The sequence below is a fragment of the Undibacterium parvum genome (assembly GCF_003955735.1).
GTDB classification, from domain to species: Bacteria; Pseudomonadota; Gammaproteobacteria; order Burkholderiales; family Burkholderiaceae_D; genus Undibacterium; species Undibacterium parvum.
This window is the reverse complement of record NZ_CP034464.1, coordinates 3828147-3845620: the sequence shown is the minus strand read 5'-3', so window position 1 is coordinate 3845620 and position 17474 is coordinate 3828147. Positions and strand designations below refer to the sequence as shown.

Here is a 17474-nt window from a genome sequence, read left to right as displayed (position 1 = left end):
CAGACAGCTTGCGGAATCTCAAAAACGGGGAAAATTAATTTCAAGCAAGGCACCAGACGTTTGAGCGTGGAAAACCTCGCGGGCAACAAAAAACCCCTCGTTCGATAAAGAATCAAGGGGCTCTGTCAAACGCAACAACGTAGGCAAACCAGCATGTGCGTATTTTTTATGGCAATAAATCGCTGGTCCCTCCGACAAGAATCGAACTTGTATCCCACGCTTAGGAGGCATGTGCACTATCCATTGTGCTACGGAGAGACGCGGGGAAAATAGCGAAACGACACTTTTTTCTGCGAAGCCAGCAATAATACATGAGCTAACACGAACAATCAATTAAGAAGAATCGCTGGCTACGGTACAATACGCCTTTTATTTACCCCGCATCGGCTCTTTTCAGCCCTACAGAAGTATTTATGGCAGTCATTTCACTCAGTAACGCTCAGTTGGCATTTGGCCACGTCGCCCTGCTAGACCACGCAGAATTCTCTATCGAAACCTCAGAACGCGTCGGTTTGATCGGCCGCAATGGTACCGGCAAATCGTCTTTGCTGAAAATTATTGCCGGCACCTCCAAACTCGATGATGGTTTGCTGGTGATGCAACAAGGCATCAAGATTGCCTATGTAGAGCAAGAGCCGCAATTCGATCCTGATCAAACCGTGTTTGATGCAGTAGCCTCTGGTCTGGGTGAAATGCCAGCGCTGTTGCTGGAATATGAAGCGATCACCGGTCAGTTCGGCGGCGACAATGACGACGCCCTGATGGAGCGCATGCACGACATCCAGGTGCAAATCGATGCGGCCGATGCCTGGAACCTGAATAACACGGTAGAGACGACTTTAGACAAGCTGAACCTGTCCAAAGATGCGGTCATGAGCACCCTCTCTGGCGGTATGAAAAAGCGCGTGGCGCTGGCCTGCGCCTTAGTCAGCGCACCCGATGTTTTACTGCTCGATGAGCCGACCAACCATCTGGATTTCTCATCGATCTTGTGGTTAGAAGGTCTGTTGCGCGATTTCAAAGGCAGCGTCCTGTTCATCACCCATGATCGTAGCTTCCTCGATAACGTCACTACCCGCATCATAGAACTCGATCGCGGCAAGATCACTTCTTTCCCGGGCAACTTCAGCACTTACCAGATCCGCAAGGAAGAACAACTGGAAGTGGAAGAAGTCGAAGCGGCCAAGTTTGATAAATTCTTGGCACAAGAAGAAATCTGGATACGCAAAGGCGTGAAAGCGCGTCGCGTGCGTGATGAAGGCCGCGTTAAGCGCCTCGAGCATCTGCGCGTAGAGCGTAGCGCACGTCGCGAGCAACAAGGTCAGGTACGTCTGGATGTCACCACCGGCGAGCGTTCGGGCAAGATCGTGGCTGAGTTGGAAAATGTCTTCAAGAGCTTTGGCGAGAAGAAGATCATCAACGACTTCTCCAGCATCATCATGCGCGGCGACAAGATCGGTCTGATCGGTCACAACGGTGCCGGTAAAACCACCCTGCTCAAACTGATACTCGGTCAAGACCAGCCAGACAGCGGCACCATCAAGCAAGGTACCAAGCTGCAGATCGCTTACTTCGATCAGATGCGTAGTCAACTTAATGATGAAGACAGTTTGGCAGAAACCATTTCTCCGGGTAGTGACTGGGTAGAAGTCAATGGTCAGCGCAAGCACGTGATGTCTTATCTGGGCGACTTCCTGTTCGCACCGGAACGCGCCCGTTCACCAGTTAAATCATTGTCCGGTGGCGAGCGTAACCGCTTGTTGCTGGCGCGTCTTTTTGCCAAGCCAGCCAATGTTCTGGTACTCGATGAACCGACCAATGATCTGGATATCGAAACCCTGGAATTGCTGGAAGAATTACTGGAAAACTATGACGGCACCGTGTTCCTGGTCAGCCATGATAGAACTTTCCTCGACAACGTCGTCACGCAAGTGATCGCCTCGGAAGGCGAAGGCAACTGGAAAGAATACGTCGGTGGTTATTCCGATTGGGAAAAATACCGCACCAGCGCCCCGGCGCCGAGCAAATCAGCGATAGGCAAGACCGAGCAGAAAGCAGCAGCCACAGCGGCGGCGGCCGTGGCCGCTCCTGCCGTCGTTAAAGCGAAAAAACTCAGCTACAAAGAGCAAAGAGAGTTCGACGAATTGCCGGCCCTGATCGCCAGCTATGAAGCCGAGCAAAAAGATATTGCCGACCGTCTGGCAGATCAAGATCTGTACAAGAAAAGCAAAGCCGACGACATCAAGAAGATGAACGAACGCCACGCTGCGCTGGATGATCTGTTGCTGGGCGCGATGGAAAAAATGGAAATTCTGGGCGGCTAAACAGCAGCCGAAGAGTAGTCAAAAAGTAGCAAAAAACGCCTCGCCGCTTAAAACGGTGAGGCGTTTTATTTTCAACACTAGCAATAAGCCTAAGTGTCGCGACCGCCCACCAGCTACCCGCAGGCGCATATTCTATGCGGGCTGCAGGCCAGGCAGGCTGGAGAGCCGCATGGAATATGCGCGCCAGGCTATGCATAGTTTTATTTTGAAGCTAGCTGCGGCAAATAGTCAGCGCTCGATAGGATTTACCAAAACATGGTAAATTGCGGCTCTTGAGCTTGCCGTTCGCAGCGGCATACGCTGCGCACCGAGTAAATTATCTTCCACAACATCAATTGAATTCCCGTCTACCGCCCACCTGCCAGAACTTGGCGCTCCCCGAACAGCAAGAGCCTATCGATATCGTCTATCTGTGGGTGAATGGTGCTGATCCGGTGTGGCGGGATAAGCGCCAGCAGGCACTGCAGCGTTCCGGCGCCGCGCAGCCTAGAGACTTGGCAGTGCACGGTGATGTCGCCGGACGTTATCGCGACAATGATGAATTACGTTTTAATTTACGCGCGCTAGAAAAATTTTACCCTGAGCATGGTCACATCTATCTGGTGACCGATGGCCAGATCCCGGCTTGGCTGGAGACGCATCCGCGTCTGAGCCTGATCGACCATGCCGAATTAATACCGGCGGCAGCTTTACCGGTGTTTGATTCCGGTCATATCGAATCGTATCTGCACCATATCCCGGGGCTGGCTGAACGCTTTATCTACCTCAATGACGATGTCTTTTTCGGTGCCGAGGTCGACCCTGAGCTTTGGTTTGGTTCCGAAGGCTTGGCGGTGTTTACTGAAAAAACCAGGGTGCCCGATTACGATCAATTGCAGGCGCATGAGAGCGCACTGGTCAACGCCTCGGTCCTATCTAAACATTGGTTATCACAGCGCTATCCGCACTATTTGCATGCACAAAGAATTTTTGCGCACTCGCCCCGACCTATGCTGAAGAGCGTATTGCACGAGTTGGAATTGGCCGCGCCTGAGCTGTTTCAACAAGTCCGGCAAACCGTGTTTCGCTCATGGCAGGTGCCGCCCTTAATGCCCGACCTGGTGCCACGCTGGATGCTGCACACTGGACGTGCGGCCGAGCAAAATTTAGAGCCTTTGTATATCAGCAGCGGTGCTTGCGATGCAGAACAACAATTCCAGACTCTGGTCGATGAGTTTGGTCGCATTCCCTTCTTTTGCATTAACGACACCAGTGACGATGCCTTGGATGATGCCCCACAATTGCGGAAAATCTCACATACTTTGGCGAAATTACTACCCACGCCCTCTTCTTTTGAGCGCCACCGCGACTAGGTTTATTCCACAGCCAGTGCAGTATTTGTACGTAAAAAGACTGCAAAATCCTGAAAAATGCTGCGAGCTGCATGCCGCGCTTGAAATAATGTGCCATTTCAATAATATTTTCTTATACATAGATTCCCTATTTAAGTTAGTTTAGATTAGACTATTTAGGTATCTGTTAAGATTAGGATTTACGCAAAACCGCCCCATCGTCGTTGCACTCGCCTTGCCGTACTAAAGTACTGTCTTCGGCGGCACGCCTAGCTGGGACAATTTTGCGTAAGTCCAAATGATGAAATAGGCTGGCGTAAAGCACCGAAGATAAAAATTACTTTGCATCTTCGATAATAAAGCATGTTGCCGTTTGTTTCTATCCTGTCAGACCTCAGGTATTTGGCTTAAGCGAGCAAGTTTATACCTAGATTGAACCCGCCTAAAAGGCAGTGCTGGACGAGCATCTGTAAGATCACCTGGGGATCACAATGACTTTGCCATTCATGTTCTTGCTCAATGACGCCGACCGCGCTGTGTCCAACTATGCCAAACGCCTGCTTTCTCGCATCCTCATTCCCGCTCTGCTGGCTCAGAAATTTGCGCTACTGGCAGCCGCCAGCATACTTGCGCTAAGCCCGCCCACGGCACTCGCCGCCGAAGAGTATTTTGCAAACTACGCCAGCAGTAGTGACTCGACCAGAATCGATCTTGGAATACAACCTCTAGGCTACCCTGCCGGTGTGATCAGTGCACTGATGCGCCGTGATCAAATTCTAAAAAAAGCCTTAGAACAGAGTCAACAGAGTTTGAAGACCTATCCCTTCATGCGCGGTGCCGACATGCTGACGCTGTTTGCGAATAGTCGCCTAGAAGCGGGCATATTGGGTGACATGCCCACCATACTGAGCGCTGCCAGTGGACAGGTCTGGATAGTCGGATTAGTAAAGCAAAGCTTTACCGCTATCGTCGCCAAAGACAGCAGCCAAGTACGTGACCTGGTCGGCAAACGGATCGCCTATGTGGAGGCATCAAGTGCACACCATACCTTGCTGCAGGGACTGGCCTCGGCAGGTATCAGCGAGACTCAAGTGAGTCTGCGTCCCTTAACTGTGGACGCCATGCCAGAAGCCTTAGCGCGCGGCGAGATCGATGCCTTTGCTGCTTGGGAACCAGGCCCCACCCTGGCTTTAAGCCAGAGCGAAAAAAACCATATTGCTTTTCGTGGCATCAGTAGCGATTATTTTGTCATAGGAAAAGAATTTGTAAAACAATCGCCCCAGGCTGCTTTACATTTGGTGGCAGGATTATTACGCGCTATCGAATGGATGCGCCGTTCGCAACAACATCTTGAGATGGCCGCAACATGGGCGATGGCCGATGCGCAGGCTTTTTCTGGCAAATCCACGAGTCTGAGCGTGGCACAAATCAGCGGTATTACCAGACGTGAGATTCTCGACATTCCTTCCGCACCGAGCATACTAAAAAATCCTAGCGCACCGCCTCTCAATGCCGAATTTCTATTCTTAGCCAATTTAGGAAAAATTCCAAAATCGGCAAACCAACAGAATTTAGCGGAGGCCTTCAATTATGATGGTCTCATCACGGTGATGAGTGATCGAAAGAAGTTTCAAGTTAATCGCTACGATTACCGCGAGTAAGCGCGACACGCTGATGAATACTTCTTTTTCAAGCAGAATTGCGGGATATTTTGGTATCTTATTTTTAGCCGCGATCTGGCTATTATTAATGCTCTGGTATTTTGGACTTCCTCAAATCGCCTGGGTAGGCGCACGCAATCAACGCTTAACTGAAGCTATCCACATCCTGGAAGTAAAGGCAGACTTACAAAGAGCCTGGATCTCCAACAGTCTCAGAGAACGCAGAGGAAGTATCTTAGTCGTCTCTGAAAGTCGCTCACTCGCGAGCCAACTCGAAACTCAAGATAGTAATCTGCAAAATAATTTCGAACGTTTGGTTGACCGCATAGAAAGAGCCCACCCTGATCATTATAATCATTTACTTTTAGTCGATCCTGAGAGTGGAACCATACGCGCCAGCGACAAGGCTATCGATATCGGTCGGCAGTTTTACGATCTTTCTTTGATCAAACGCGCCGCGCAAATCGGTGCATCCGAGATGGTGGAACAATTACTCGGACCCGAGAATAAACCAGCGATAGGTATAGTCCGGCAGGTCCGACTGGAAGACAATAATGGTGAGCATAACGGCAAATTGGTAGGACTGCTGATTGCGTTTCTTGATTTACAAAATTTCATAGGTGAAAGTTTTCGGGAAGAAAGCAAGGACTACGCAAATCAAGAGACCAGTTTATTATTTGATCCAGATCGCAAACTGCTGGCGCGCTTTCCCGCCTATACGGGGCCAGAAAAATTCGTCTTTAACCCACAAATAGCTGCAGGTTTTGAAGGTACCTTGACCGGCAAAGATGGCAGCGATAAAGATCTGGTGGAAGTCTATCGCAGCTTGCAATTAAACGGTTCGCAAGTCTGGACCTTAGTCCACTATGCCAGCAAGGAAGCTGCGCTCGGGGCATTAAAAGAGAACCTCAATGCGCTTGCCATCAGCGCACTACTCCTCACTTTACTGTCCTTGCTATTGATACGCTGGGTGGCGCATAGACTAACGCGACCATTGCTACTCTTATCCGACACTGCCAAGCAACTTGGCGTAGGGGATCTAAACGCCAGGGCGATCAGCCAAGCCAGTGATAGCCGTGAATTACTCACTCTATCTGACGCCTTTAATAGCATGGCAGACAGCATACAACGCGACCACAGCACGCTGGCCGATCGCATTGCCGCGGGTACTGCGGAACTACAAAAATCCGAAAAACGTAATCTGATCTTCTTTGACGCCACCGCCGACGCCGTAATCTTATTGGAAAACGGCGCGATCATCGATTGCAACCCCGCGGCCTTAAGGCTATTCGGCGCACACCACCGCAACGAAATTATAGCCAGACACATCTCCGATCTTTCGCCTGCCAAACAGACCGACGGAACAGACTCGATCAGCCTAGCAAATCAAAGAGTGGCGCAGGCGATGTCAGAGGGCATGATCGTGTTTGAATGCTTACATCTGCGCCTGGACAGCAAGAAGAGCTTCATCGCCGAGGTTTTACTCAGTCGCATGGAAGTCAATGGACACCTCATCATACAAGGAACAATTCGTGACATCAGTGAACGCAAACGCATCCAACAGGCACAACAAAGGAGCGAGGCCAAACTACAAGCGACGCTAGACGCAATTCCCGATTTGCTGTTCGAGCTTGGACTTGACGGTCGCTATCAATCCTATCATTCGCCACGCGTCGATTTATTGGCAGCACCGCCACAAGACTTAATCGGACATTTAATCAGCGAAGTACTTCCCGAACCTGCTGCATCAACCGTCATGGCGGCGCTACAGCAAGCGCATGAAATCGGCTTTTCAACTGGAAAGCAAATTGCATTAAATTTACAACACGGTGAAAAATGGTTCGAACTCTCGGTCGCGCGAAAAACCCGCATCGAGAACGAAGAGCCAAGCTTTATTGTGCTGTCACGTGATATTACTGAACGTAAGCGTATAGAGAGTGCTTTGCAAGAGAGCGAAGAGCGCCATCGTGCGCTGGTGGAATGGACACCCGAAGCGATTATCATACATAGTGATAACAAACTAAAATACGCGAATCCGGCGGCAATTCACTTATTCGGTGCTGATAGCGAACAGGCGTTGCTAAGCAGATCTGTGCTCGATCTACTGCACCCCGACTTTCATGAAATGGCTTATGTGCGCGCTCAAAGCATCTCCAAGCATGGCAGCAGCACAGCAATGACGGAGGAAGTATTGTTAAAACTGGACGGTACGCCTTTGATCGCAGAAGTGCAAAGTACCTCCATCACTTACGATGGCAAACTCGCCTTCCACACCTTCATTCATGACATTACCAAGCGAAAACGTACTTTAGCCGCACTGCAAGAGAGTGAGGAACGGCATCGCGTACTGGTTGAATGGTCACCGGAAGGCATTAATGTGCATAGAGATGGGCGCCTGATTTATGTGAATCCAGCTGCCATCAAAATGCTAGGCGCAACCCGCGCCGAAGAGTTGGTCGGCAGGCCTATTTTGGACATCATTCATCCTGACTTCCATCATATCGTGCTTTCTAGAATCAAAAACATCAAGGAAAATCATACAGTAGCGAACATGATGGAAATGAAGTTTTTACAGTTAGATGGCCAAGCGATCGACGTCGAGGCGCAAGGAACGTCTATCATCTTCGATGGTGCTGAGGCGGTCTATGTTGCATGGAATGATATCAGTGAGCGCAAAAAAAATGAGCAGGCTTTGCGCATCGCAGCCACCGCATTTGAATCCCAAGAAGGCATGTTTGTCACGGATGCAGAGCGGACTATCCTGCGCATTAATCGGGCATTTACTGAGATTACCGGCTACCCGGCAGACGAAATCGTTGGGAAAACTCCGCGCTTGCTCAAATCAGGCGTACATGATGACGCTTTTTATGAAGCGATGTCGGACAGCATGCTGCGTACTGGAACCTGGCAAGGGGAAATTTGGAATCGCCGTAAGAGCGGCGAGCTATTTCCTGAATGGCTGACCATCTCAGGTGTCAAAGATAGCGCCGGTATTACCACCCATTATGTGGGAAGTTTTATCGACATCACCACCCGCAAAATCGCAGAGAATGAAATAAAAAATCTGGCGTTTTATGATCCGCTCACTGCCCTACCGAACCGCAGGCTCTTACTCGACAGACTAGAGCAAGCCTTGGCGGCAGGCACACGACATCAACGCAAGGGAGCCTTACTATTTGTTGATCTGGATAATTTCAAGACGCTTAACGACACCATGGGGCATGACAAGGGCGATCTTTTACTCAAACAGGTGGCTAGCCGTTTAGCGGATTGCACACGCGAGGGCGACACCGTGGCACGTTTGGGTGGTGATGAGTTTGTTGTCATGCTGGAGAATTTAAGTGAAAGTGCTTTGGATGCGGCAAGCCAAGCAGAAGCGGTAGGCGAGAAAATTTTGTACGCACTCAATCAGATTTATTATCTCGGTAATTGCGAGCACCGCAGCACCCCGAGTATAGGGATTACTTTATTTGGCGAGCGCGCTGAGAGCATAGACGAGCCGCTCAAGCGGGCCGACCTTGCCATGTATGAAGCCAAAGCATCCGGTCGCAACACCCTACGTTTTTTCGACCCTCAGATGCAGTCTGCGGTCGCCACCCGCGCCTCGCTGGAAACCGACTTGCGTGAAGCTATACTAAAAAATCAATTCCTTCTTTACTATCAAGCTCAGGTCACTAGCGATGGCAGCATTAGCGGAGTGGAAGCCTTAATGCGTTGGCAGCATCCCTTACGCGGCATCGTTGCTCCCGCCGATTTCATCCCCTTGGCCGAACAAACTGGTTTAATTTTGAATTTGGGGACATGGGCGCTAGATATGGCTTGCGAGCAATTAGCACGCTGGAATATGCAAGCAAACATGGCGCAATTGACGATTGCCGTCAATGTGAGTCCAAAGCAATTTCATCAAGCTGATTTCGTCGCTATAGTACAAGGCGCCTTACAGCGTAGTGGTGCAAATCCTGGCTTGCTCAAGCTTGAACTGACTGAGAATTTACTGATAAAAAATGTCGAGGAACTTATCGTAAAAATGCGTCTATTAAAGCAGATTGGCGTAGGCTTTTCTTTAGACGATTTTGGAACCGGTTATTCTTCCCTCGCTTATCTAAAGCAATTACCCTTAGACCAATTAAAAATAGATCAAACTTTCGTCAGAGATATTTTATTTGACTCAAATGACGCTGCAATTGCAAAAATGATTATTGCTCTATCTGAAAGTTTAGGTTTGACGGTGATCGCCGAAGGTGTGGAAACAGAGGAACAAAGAAGTTATCTGGCGAACCAAGGTTGTCACGCCTATCAGGGATATTTATTCAGTCGCCCCTTACCACTGGCTGATTTTGAAAACCTTATGGAAACCCAAACTAGCTTATCGATATAGTCCCCTTTTATTCAGAGCAGAATCAGCAAAATTTGCGATAAGTATGCATAAGGGGAAAGCCAAGCCACTCGTCAGCGTCCTACCTATGTTATATTCCGGTCAAATTCTTCGCTGCGAGCCTTACTTCCAATATTGATTGGACACCGAAAAAACCTCAATACAGATACCTACCATTTTTGAAAGCAGTAATGAACCATAAATTAAGCATAGACGAATACGACGCATTGGAACAAGTCAGCAAACTGCCAAGAAATGCCCGGCCGAGCGCTTGCGTAGCAAGAAACACCAAGCGTTTAACTGGCATCAAACTGCTGACTCATCGTAAAGACGGTGGTTTGGAGTTGACCGATACTGGCAAGCAAATTCTGTTTATCAAACAATGTATAGACGGCCTACGCGCCATCGCCAATGACCCTAGCGTCGTAATATCTGCCACAGTGGCTAGTTTTCTCGGAAAAAAAGGCCATATCACCGTCAATCCAGATTCCGGTTTAAACGAGATCAGTGAACGCGGCCGTGAATGCCTGCTTGATATCGATACAAATACGACCAAACAAAAATAGAATTTTCCGTGCTTGCCACCTTTAGCCGTTGGCAAGCCAATCGACTCTATTGATTTAGTTTTTTCGATCTGATGTAGCGCGATCACGCAATAGAAATGCCAGCAAGATGGAGAATGAAGCGAGACCAAGGATGCTGGTGTTTCCATATGAAATATAGGGTGTAATCCCTCCCATACCCTGCACTTGAGCACTCAAGGTGGTTTTAGACTGCGAGGCGATTTGAGCAACAATCGTCCCCTTTGCATTGATTACCGCAGTAGCCCCCGTATTGGTCGCTTGCAGCATAGGTCGCCCAGTCTCTAAGCTGCGCATCTGAGATATTTGCAAATGCTGCGGTATCGCGATGCTGTCACCATACCAAGCCAGGTTCGACAGGTTCAGCAAGATGCTGGCGACAGGTTTTTTATCGACTAACTGCATGCGTAATTGTTGAGCAATTTCTTCACCGAACAAGCTTTCATAACAGATGTTCGGTAACACATATTGATCTTTAATTTGCATCGCTTGCGGCAACTCAGCTCTGGTAGATAATTCGCCGAAAGGAATTTTCATCATATTGATAAACCAGCGAAATCCAAAAGGAATAAACTCGCCAAAAGGAACCAGATGATGTTTGTCGTAGCGAAATGCCTGTGCCTGATATTCACTACCAAACCCGAGCACGCTATTTGAATATTGATTCGGACCATCATGCGTCACTAAACCTAGTAACAAACCACTATGACTGACTTGTGTAAATGCCTGCAAACTAGGTAGGTAGTCAATAGGTAGTTGTGATGACGGCAGAGGCAATGCCGTTTCTGGCGTCGCGATCAAATCAGCAGGCGCTGCGACGATCATATCGTGATATAGGCGCAACGATTCGTTGACATGCTGCATGTCAAATTTCAGGTTTTGATCAACATTACCTTGCAGTAAACGTACACTGATAGTCTGGCCCTGCGGCTGAGTCCATACATACTGGAGCATGCCAGCACCAGCAAGCAGCAAGAGTAGGATCAGTGCAAACATTTTCTTCCATATTTTGGGCTGCAACGCGACCAAAGCCAATGCGGCAGCCAGCATGGCGCTGATCCAGCCGACTCCATACACGCCTAAAACAGCCGCATAACCCGCCAGCGGGCTTGAGGTATGCGCATAGCCGGAAGCGAGCCAAGGAAAGCCCGACAAGACCCAGCCACGCAGCCACTCGCTGATTGCCCATGTAGCAGGAAAAACCAATATCGCAGCGAGTACAATAGTGAGCTTCCAGCGCCTCTGCAGATAGCTAGCAAGGAACATCCCCAGTGCAGCAAAAATTGCAAGGTAACTAGCCAGTAAAGCCAAACCTATGAGCGACAGCCAAACCGGCAAATCGTTATATCGCGTCATCAGGATAAGCAGCCAACTGATGCCGCAAAACATGGCACCAAAGCCGTAACTCCAACCCAATAAGGCTATCCGCAGCGAAGTATCTTCACTGCGTCGCAAGGCTAAATAGAAAAGCAGGGCCAGGCTCAGGCACTCCAGTGGCCAGAGCTTAAAAGGCGCGAAAGAAAGAACCTTAAGGCATCCGGCCAAGAATGCCATCAGCATAGCGGAACGCCAGCCAATAAAACGCGAGAAATTTGGCCTTAGCTGAACAAGAAAATTCACTAGACGACCGACCTAGACTTCGGACGAATAAGCGAGACTGCGCTTCTCAACCAACAACATTTGCACCTGTCTTGCGTCCGCACGCAAGACTTCAAAATGCAGTTGACCGATATCAAATGCATCGCCTTTATGCGGTACACGTTGCAGAAAATTGCTCACTAAACCACCGATAGTATCGACATCTTCATCGGCTAAATCGGTAGCCAGCACTTGATTGAATTGGTCAATCTCGGTCAGACCCTTGATGCGCCATCGTTTGCCGTTACCATTATTGTCTAGCGCAAGAATATTATCTTCTTCCTCATCGAAGTCGTACTCGTCTTCGATGTCGCCAACGATCTGCTCCAAGACATCTTCTATCGTAATCAAACCAGCGATACCGCCGTACTCATCGACTACCATCGCCATATGATTACGGTTGGCGCGAAAATCGCGTAGCAAAATATTCAAACGCTTAGATTCGGGAATATAGATCACGGTACGCAACATATCGCGTACATCAAAACTGTCTTCAGCATAATAGCGTAGCAAATCTTTCGCCAATAAAATACCGATGACTTTATCTCTATCACCATCGACCGCAGGAAAACGCGAATGCGCAGTGCTCAATACTTCCGGCATCCATTCAGAGATAGGCTTGGAAATATCGATCACATCCATTTGCGAACGCGGGATCATGATGTCACGGGCGGATAAGTCAGACACCTGAAATACGCCCTCTATCATTGCCAAAGCGTCGGCATCGATCAGATTACGTTCTTGCGCGTCATGCAGGACTTCCAGCAATTCAGCGCGGTTCTCAGGTTCGGGAGAAATAAAGGCGGTCAGTCGTTCAAACAATGACCTGTGTGGTTTAAGGTCAGATGTACTGACCTTAGGAGAGTGCTCTTGCATAATAGGCTTAACGCCGTTGTTTCAATGCTATAGGATACAACAAATTAGCTTTTTATATCTGGAATTTACTGCTTTTAAAACGTTTACTAGAACATGCAATCTAGAAAACGATGCAGTTTGCACTGACTTGTTTTGAGTAAATCAGGAAACGCTGGCGGTTAAGGCTTCAATAACGACAAGATAGACATTAGCTCTTCTTTAATCTGAATTAAACTCACATGTTCTTTAACGCTAAGATCCGCCGGCGCGTTGCTATTTGGCATGCTTAATTTATTTCTTGCGCCATTGATGGTAAAACCTTGCGCATACAAAAGTTCGCGGATACGTCGTATCAACAAGACCTCATGATGTTGATAGTAACGTCGGTTACCGCGTCGTTTTACCGGCTTTAGTTGAGTGAATTCCTGCTCCCAGTAACGCAAAACATGCGGCTTAACGCCGCACAAATCGCTTACTTCTCCGATAGTGAAGTAGCGCTTTGCCGGTATCGGTGGCAAGGCCGCAGTGTCTAGATTGAGTTCGCTCATACGGAAAGTCAGGCAGATTGTGAGATAGGACGACTACTAACATCATCAACCATACCTTTTAATTTTTGACTGGCATGGAAGGTCACCACCCGACGTGCCGTAATGGCAATCTCTTCGCCGGTTTTCGGATTGCGGCCCGGACGCTGTGTCTTGTCGCGCAACTGAAAATTTCCGAAGCCGGATAATTTTACGGCCTCACCACGTTCTAGTGCATCGCGTATTTCGCAAAAAAACGTTTCCACCATATCTTTGGCTTCACGTTTATTTAAGCCAACTTGCTCAAAAAGGAGCTCAGCCAACTCTGCCTTAGTCAGCGTTGGCAATTCTTTCTCGGCCTGCGAGCGCACTTTCGCTTCACGCATTGCTCGATTTAAATCTGCATCCAGCACCGACTGAAGTTCAGCGGAAGTCACATCATTCATTGTTTTATTCCTGCTAGCTAAAATAATTAAGGCAATGACCTACAGATGTGGGTGCAGATCATTGCATGCTGACTTTTGATTGATTAACGCAATCTGGCGCCTATTTTATTATTGGCGGCAAGTATCAGCGCGGCCATGGCGGCATCAATTTTATCATCCTGAAGCGTACTCTGAGTATCTTGTAAGCTAAAACGGAAAGCAAGACTTTTTTCATCCGACTCCAAGCCCTTGCCACGATATTCATCAAACAAAACAATAGCTTGCACAATTTTGCACACCTCGTTTTGCAGCAACTCCGCAGCAAATATATCCTGCAATTCCTGCGCGGCGACGGTCTGTTTCACCACCAATGCAAGATCGCGACTAACAGCTTGAAACTTAGACGTTTCCTGATAAACCGGAACTACTACATTCTGCAAAGATGCAACATCAACTTCAAATACCACGGGTGCTAAAGGTAAATCATATTTTTGCTGTAAGCGAGGATGTAACTCACCTATCAGACCAACGATTTGTCCATCGCATTCAATCTGAGCGGAACGACCTGGATGCAAGGCGACGTGCGGAGTCTTCACGAACCTCAGTATTTTCGGCGCAAACAGTGCCTCTAAGTCGGCTTTGACATCGAAGAAATCGACGTTACGACTAGGCTGGCCCCATTGCTCTTCAGCATAAGGACCATACGATAAAGACGCGAGTCGCTTCGGCTGATCGTATCCGGCAACAGTCAAAGGACCGTCTGGGATATTTGCGTTTTTCAAATAAACGGCAGCAATTTCAAAAATTCTTACGCGTCCAATTTTACGATTTAAATTATATCGAGCATTAGCCACCAAACTTCCAATCAAACTCGTGCGCATGACACACATCTGACTGGAAATAGGGTTCTGTAGTTTTATTGGCGCTTCATTTGCACAAAAATCTTTTTCCCAAGACTCTTCCACGAAGCTGTAATTAATCACTTCTTGGTAATCAAGATCAGCAATTTGTCTACGCAGTGTAAATAAAGAACGACGATTTTCCGGCTCAATCAGCATTGCATTCGCGGCGACTGGCGGCAAAGATGGGATATTTTCAAAGCCATACACACGCACTACCTCCTCGATCAAATCTTCTTCAATTTCTATATCGAAGCGATAAGATGGCGGAGTCACCGAGAACAGCCCTGGTTCTTGAGTAAATTGCAGCCCCAACCGAGTAAAGATGTCTGCAATTTGGCTGTCGCTCAGAGCAACCCCGATGACTTTAACCGCGCGTGCCGTTCTCATATTTACAGCAGGGCGTAATGGCAAATTCACGATGTGATCATCGATAGGCCCGACTTTTACATGTGCAGCACCGCCACAGATTTCCACGATAAGGCTAGTGATACGTTCCAAATGCTCTACCGTAGTCGCGAAATCAACCCCGCGTTCGAAGCGATGCGCGGCATCAGTTGAGAAATTCAAACGTCGTGCGCGCCCTTGTATTGCTTGCGGCCACCAGAAAGCGGCTTCCAAATAAATATTCTGAGTATCAAGGCTCACCGCAGTCGAGTCGCCGCCCATGATACCAGCCAGTGATTCGATTTCCTTATCATCCGAAATCACGCCTATCCACTCATCAACGGCAACCGCATTTCCATTGAGCAGCTTCAAAGACTCACCGCTTTTACCCCAGCGCACTTCCAGTCCTCCATGTATTTTGTCCAGATCAAAAACATGGCTAGGACGGCCCATTTCCAACATCACATAATTGGAGATATCGACCAATGCAGAGATTGGACGCTGGCCACTACGCTCCAAGCGCCGTTTCATCCAGTCCGGAGTCGGGGCTTTCGCATTGACTCCGCGAATAATGCGTCCGCTAAAGCGGCCGCACAAGTCAGGTGCAGATATTTTCACAGGCAATTTATCTTGCAAGCTGACGGCAACGATGTGCGCTTCCGGCAACGTCATCGGCGTCCCTGTTAGGGCCGACACTTCACGCGCCACGCCTAGAACAGACAGGCAATCAGCCTTATTCGGAGTAAGTTTAATCGTGAACTTAAGGTCATTTAACTGATAGTAATCTCGGAAATTTTGCCCCACCTGAGCATCTTCGGGAAGATCCATCAGTCCGGCATTTTCTTCCGACAATTTCAGCTCACGCGCCGAGCACAACATACCTTGCGATTCAACACCACGCAGTTTTCCGACCTTAATCTCAAATGGTTTGCCATCTGCACCCGGCGGCAAAATAGCGCCCGCCATGGCACAAGGAACCTTCATGCCGACCCGTACATTCGGAGCTCCGCAAACGATGTTCAACAAAGTGCCGGTGCCGACATCAACCTGGCAAACATTGAGTCGGTCGGCATCGGGGTGTTTCACTATTTCGCGAATTTCTGCGACCACCACATTATTAAAGGGAGGCGCAACTTCTTCGACCTCCTCAACTTCCAATCCAGACATCGTTAAAAGATGTGCCAATTCATCCGAAGTCATCTTCGGATCAACCATGGTGCGTAGCCAGTTTTCAGAGAATTGCATAATTCAGCCGTGAGTAAGTACTTAAGGTACGAGGTAAGCGTTGGAGGGAGAAGCAAAGCATCTCCGCACTATTAAAAATTTTTAGTTAAATTGCTTCAAGAAACGCAAATCACCTTCGTAGAACAGACGTAAATCGCTGATCCCGTAACGCAACATAGCGAGCCGCTCTAAGCCGGATCCAAAAGCAAAGCCTATATATTTTTCAGGGTCTAGCCCCATATTTTTTATCACTGAAGGATGTACTTGCCCAGAGCCTGACACCTCCAACCAGCGGCCTTTTAGCGGACCGCTGCCGAAAGCGATATCGATCTCGGCGGATGGTTCCGTGAAGGGAAAGTAGGACGGACGGAAGCGCACTTGCAAATCATCTGTTTCAAAAAAAGCTTTTACGAAATTAAGGTAAACGCCCTTCAAATCAGCGAAGCTAATATTTTCATCTATCCATAAGCCCTCAACCTGATGAAACATTGGTGAGTGCGTGGCATCGCTATCGACGCGATAAGTGCGTCCGGGTGCGATTACCTTGATTGGAGGTTGATGCATACGCGCATAACGTACCTGCATAGGGCTGGTATGGGTACGCAATAGCAAAGGCTTACCGAAGCTATCATTGCCCTCTATATAAAAAGTATCTTGCATGGAACGAGCGGGATGATTCTCCGGGCTGTTCAAAGCAGTAAAATTGGTCCAGTCATTTTCGATTTCAGGGCCATCCGCCACTGCAAAACCGATAGATCGGAAAATCTCTTCCACCCGCTGCCAAGTACGCATTACCGGATGCACGCCGCCCATGCCACGTCCACGTCCAGGCAAACTAACATCGATCGCTTCGGCATTGAGTCGCGTCTGCATTTGGGCATTTGCCAAAGCATCGCGGCATTCGTTGAGAGCATTTTCAATTTGCTCTTTAACGACATTGATGATCGCTCCCTGTGCTTTACGTTCATCTGGAGCAAGCTTACCCAGGAGCTTCATTTGCTCGGTAATTTGTCCAGTTTTCCCAAGGTAAAGTGCTTTGGCATTTTCCAAAGCGGCGGCGTCTTGGGCAGCAGAAAAGTCTGCTCGCGCTTGAATTACGAGATGATCTAAGGGATTCATGCGATTTTTCCCATTGAAGGGTAAGGGATTACGGGAAGCTAGAAATGACATACCAAAAACAAAACGGGGCACAGGAATCAACCTCTGCCCCGCTCATCTTACGGATTCGCAACTTGCGAATCCGTAACTAA

The 17474-nt window shown here is 48.5% G+C and carries 11 protein-coding genes and 1 tRNA gene; 5 read left to right on the top strand and 7 right to left on the bottom strand.

Annotated features, from left to right (window positions below):
- Positions 1-183 precede the first annotated feature (183 nt).
- A tRNA-Arg gene (locus tag EJN92_RS16815) sits at positions 184-258 on the bottom strand.
- A gap of 155 nt (positions 259-413) precedes the next feature.
- On the opposite strand from EJN92_RS16815, the gene EJN92_RS16810 reads away from it, so the two are divergent.
- The 5 genes from EJN92_RS16810 (at position 414) to EJN92_RS16790 (ending at position 10257) form a co-directional block, all read left to right on the top strand.
- A complete protein-coding gene (locus EJN92_RS16810) occupies positions 414-2324 on the top strand; it encodes an ATP-binding cassette domain-containing protein (RefSeq protein ID WP_126128871.1) in 1911 nt (636 codons plus the stop codon).
- A 335-nt stretch (positions 2325-2659) separates the two neighbouring features.
- Positions 2660-3676, top strand: a complete 1017-nt coding sequence (locus tag EJN92_RS16805; RefSeq protein ID WP_126128870.1) for a Stealth CR1 domain-containing protein — start codon at positions 2660-2662, stop codon at positions 3674-3676.
- Positions 3677-4146: 470 nt separating this feature from the next.
- The gene (locus tag EJN92_RS16800; protein ID WP_126128869.1) at positions 4147-5316 is read left to right on the top strand and encodes an ABC transporter substrate-binding protein; all 1170 of its coding nucleotides are present in this window, start codon (positions 4147-4149) and stop codon (positions 5314-5316) included.
- A gap of 13 nt (positions 5317-5329) precedes the next feature.
- A complete protein-coding gene (locus EJN92_RS22095; protein WP_126128868.1) occupies positions 5330-9694 on the top strand; it encodes a PAS domain S-box protein in 4365 nt (1454 codons plus the stop codon).
- A 188-nt stretch (positions 9695-9882) separates the two neighbouring features.
- Positions 9883-10257, top strand: a complete 375-nt coding sequence (locus tag EJN92_RS16790) for a hypothetical protein (RefSeq protein WP_126128867.1) — start codon at positions 9883-9885, stop codon at positions 10255-10257.
- Between the two features lie 54 nt (positions 10258-10311).
- Here EJN92_RS16790 and lnt read toward each other — a convergent pair whose 3' ends face one another.
- From lnt to pheS, 6 genes are all read right to left on the bottom strand, one after another.
- Positions 10312-11832 (bottom strand): apolipoprotein N-acyltransferase, encoded by a 1521-nt coding sequence (lnt, locus tag EJN92_RS16785; protein WP_126128866.1) that lies wholly within the window; start codon positions 11830-11832, stop codon positions 10312-10314.
- A gap of 72 nt (positions 11833-11904) precedes the next feature.
- Complete coding sequence (locus EJN92_RS16780) at positions 11905-12786, bottom strand: HlyC/CorC family transporter (RefSeq protein WP_126128865.1); 882 nt, start codon at positions 12784-12786, stop codon at positions 11905-11907.
- A 158-nt stretch (positions 12787-12944) separates the two neighbouring features.
- Positions 12945-13313, bottom strand: a complete 369-nt coding sequence (locus EJN92_RS16775; protein WP_126128864.1) for a MerR family transcriptional regulator — start codon at positions 13311-13313, stop codon at positions 12945-12947.
- An 8-nt stretch (positions 13314-13321) separates the two neighbouring features.
- Positions 13322-13675 carry an integration host factor subunit alpha gene (locus tag EJN92_RS16770; RefSeq protein ID WP_456119782.1) on the bottom strand — a complete coding sequence of 118 codons (354 nt, stop codon included), beginning with the start codon at positions 13673-13675 and terminating at the stop codon, positions 13322-13324.
- A gap of 143 nt (positions 13676-13818) precedes the next feature.
- The gene (gene pheT / locus EJN92_RS16765) at positions 13819-16245 is read right to left on the bottom strand and encodes a phenylalanine--tRNA ligase subunit beta (RefSeq protein WP_126128862.1); all 2427 of its coding nucleotides are present in this window, start codon (positions 16243-16245) and stop codon (positions 13819-13821) included.
- 81 nt (positions 16246-16326) lie between these two features.
- Positions 16327-17343 carry a phenylalanine--tRNA ligase subunit alpha gene (gene pheS / locus EJN92_RS16760; RefSeq protein WP_126128861.1) on the bottom strand — a complete coding sequence of 339 codons (1017 nt, stop codon included), beginning with the start codon at positions 17341-17343 and terminating at the stop codon, positions 16327-16329.
- Positions 17344-17474 lie beyond the last annotated feature (131 nt).

Coding starts and splice junctions, on each gene's coding strand:
- EJN92_RS16810 (WP_126128871.1), top strand. CDS start 414: ATGGCAGTCATTTCACTCAGTAACGCTCAGTTGGCATTTGGCCACGTC.
- EJN92_RS16800 (WP_126128869.1), top strand. CDS start 4,147: ATGACTTTGCCATTCATGTTCTTGCTCAATGACGCCGACCGCGCTGTG.
- EJN92_RS22095 (WP_126128868.1), top strand. CDS start 5,330: ATGAATACTTCTTTTTCAAGCAGAATTGCGGGATATTTTGGTATCTTA.
- EJN92_RS16790 (WP_126128867.1), top strand. CDS start 9,883: ATGAACCATAAATTAAGCATAGACGAATACGACGCATTGGAACAAGTC.
- lnt (WP_126128866.1), bottom strand. CDS start 11,832: ATGCTGATGGCATTCTTGGCCGGATGCCTTAAGGTTCTTTCTTTCGCG.
- EJN92_RS16780 (WP_126128865.1), bottom strand. CDS start 12,786: ATGCAAGAGCACTCTCCTAAGGTCAGTACATCTGACCTTAAACCACAC.
- EJN92_RS16775 (WP_126128864.1), bottom strand. CDS start 13,313: ATGAGCGAACTCAATCTAGACACTGCGGCCTTGCCACCGATACCGGCA.
- EJN92_RS16770 (WP_456119782.1), bottom strand. CDS start 13,675: ATGCGTGAAGCGAAAGTGCGCTCGCAGGCCGAGAAAGAATTGCCAACG.
- pheT (WP_126128862.1), bottom strand. CDS start 16,245: ATGCAATTCTCTGAAAACTGGCTACGCACCATGGTTGATCCGAAGATG.
- pheS (WP_126128861.1), bottom strand. CDS start 17,343: ATGAATCCCTTAGATCATCTCGTAATTCAAGCGCGAGCAGACTTTTCT.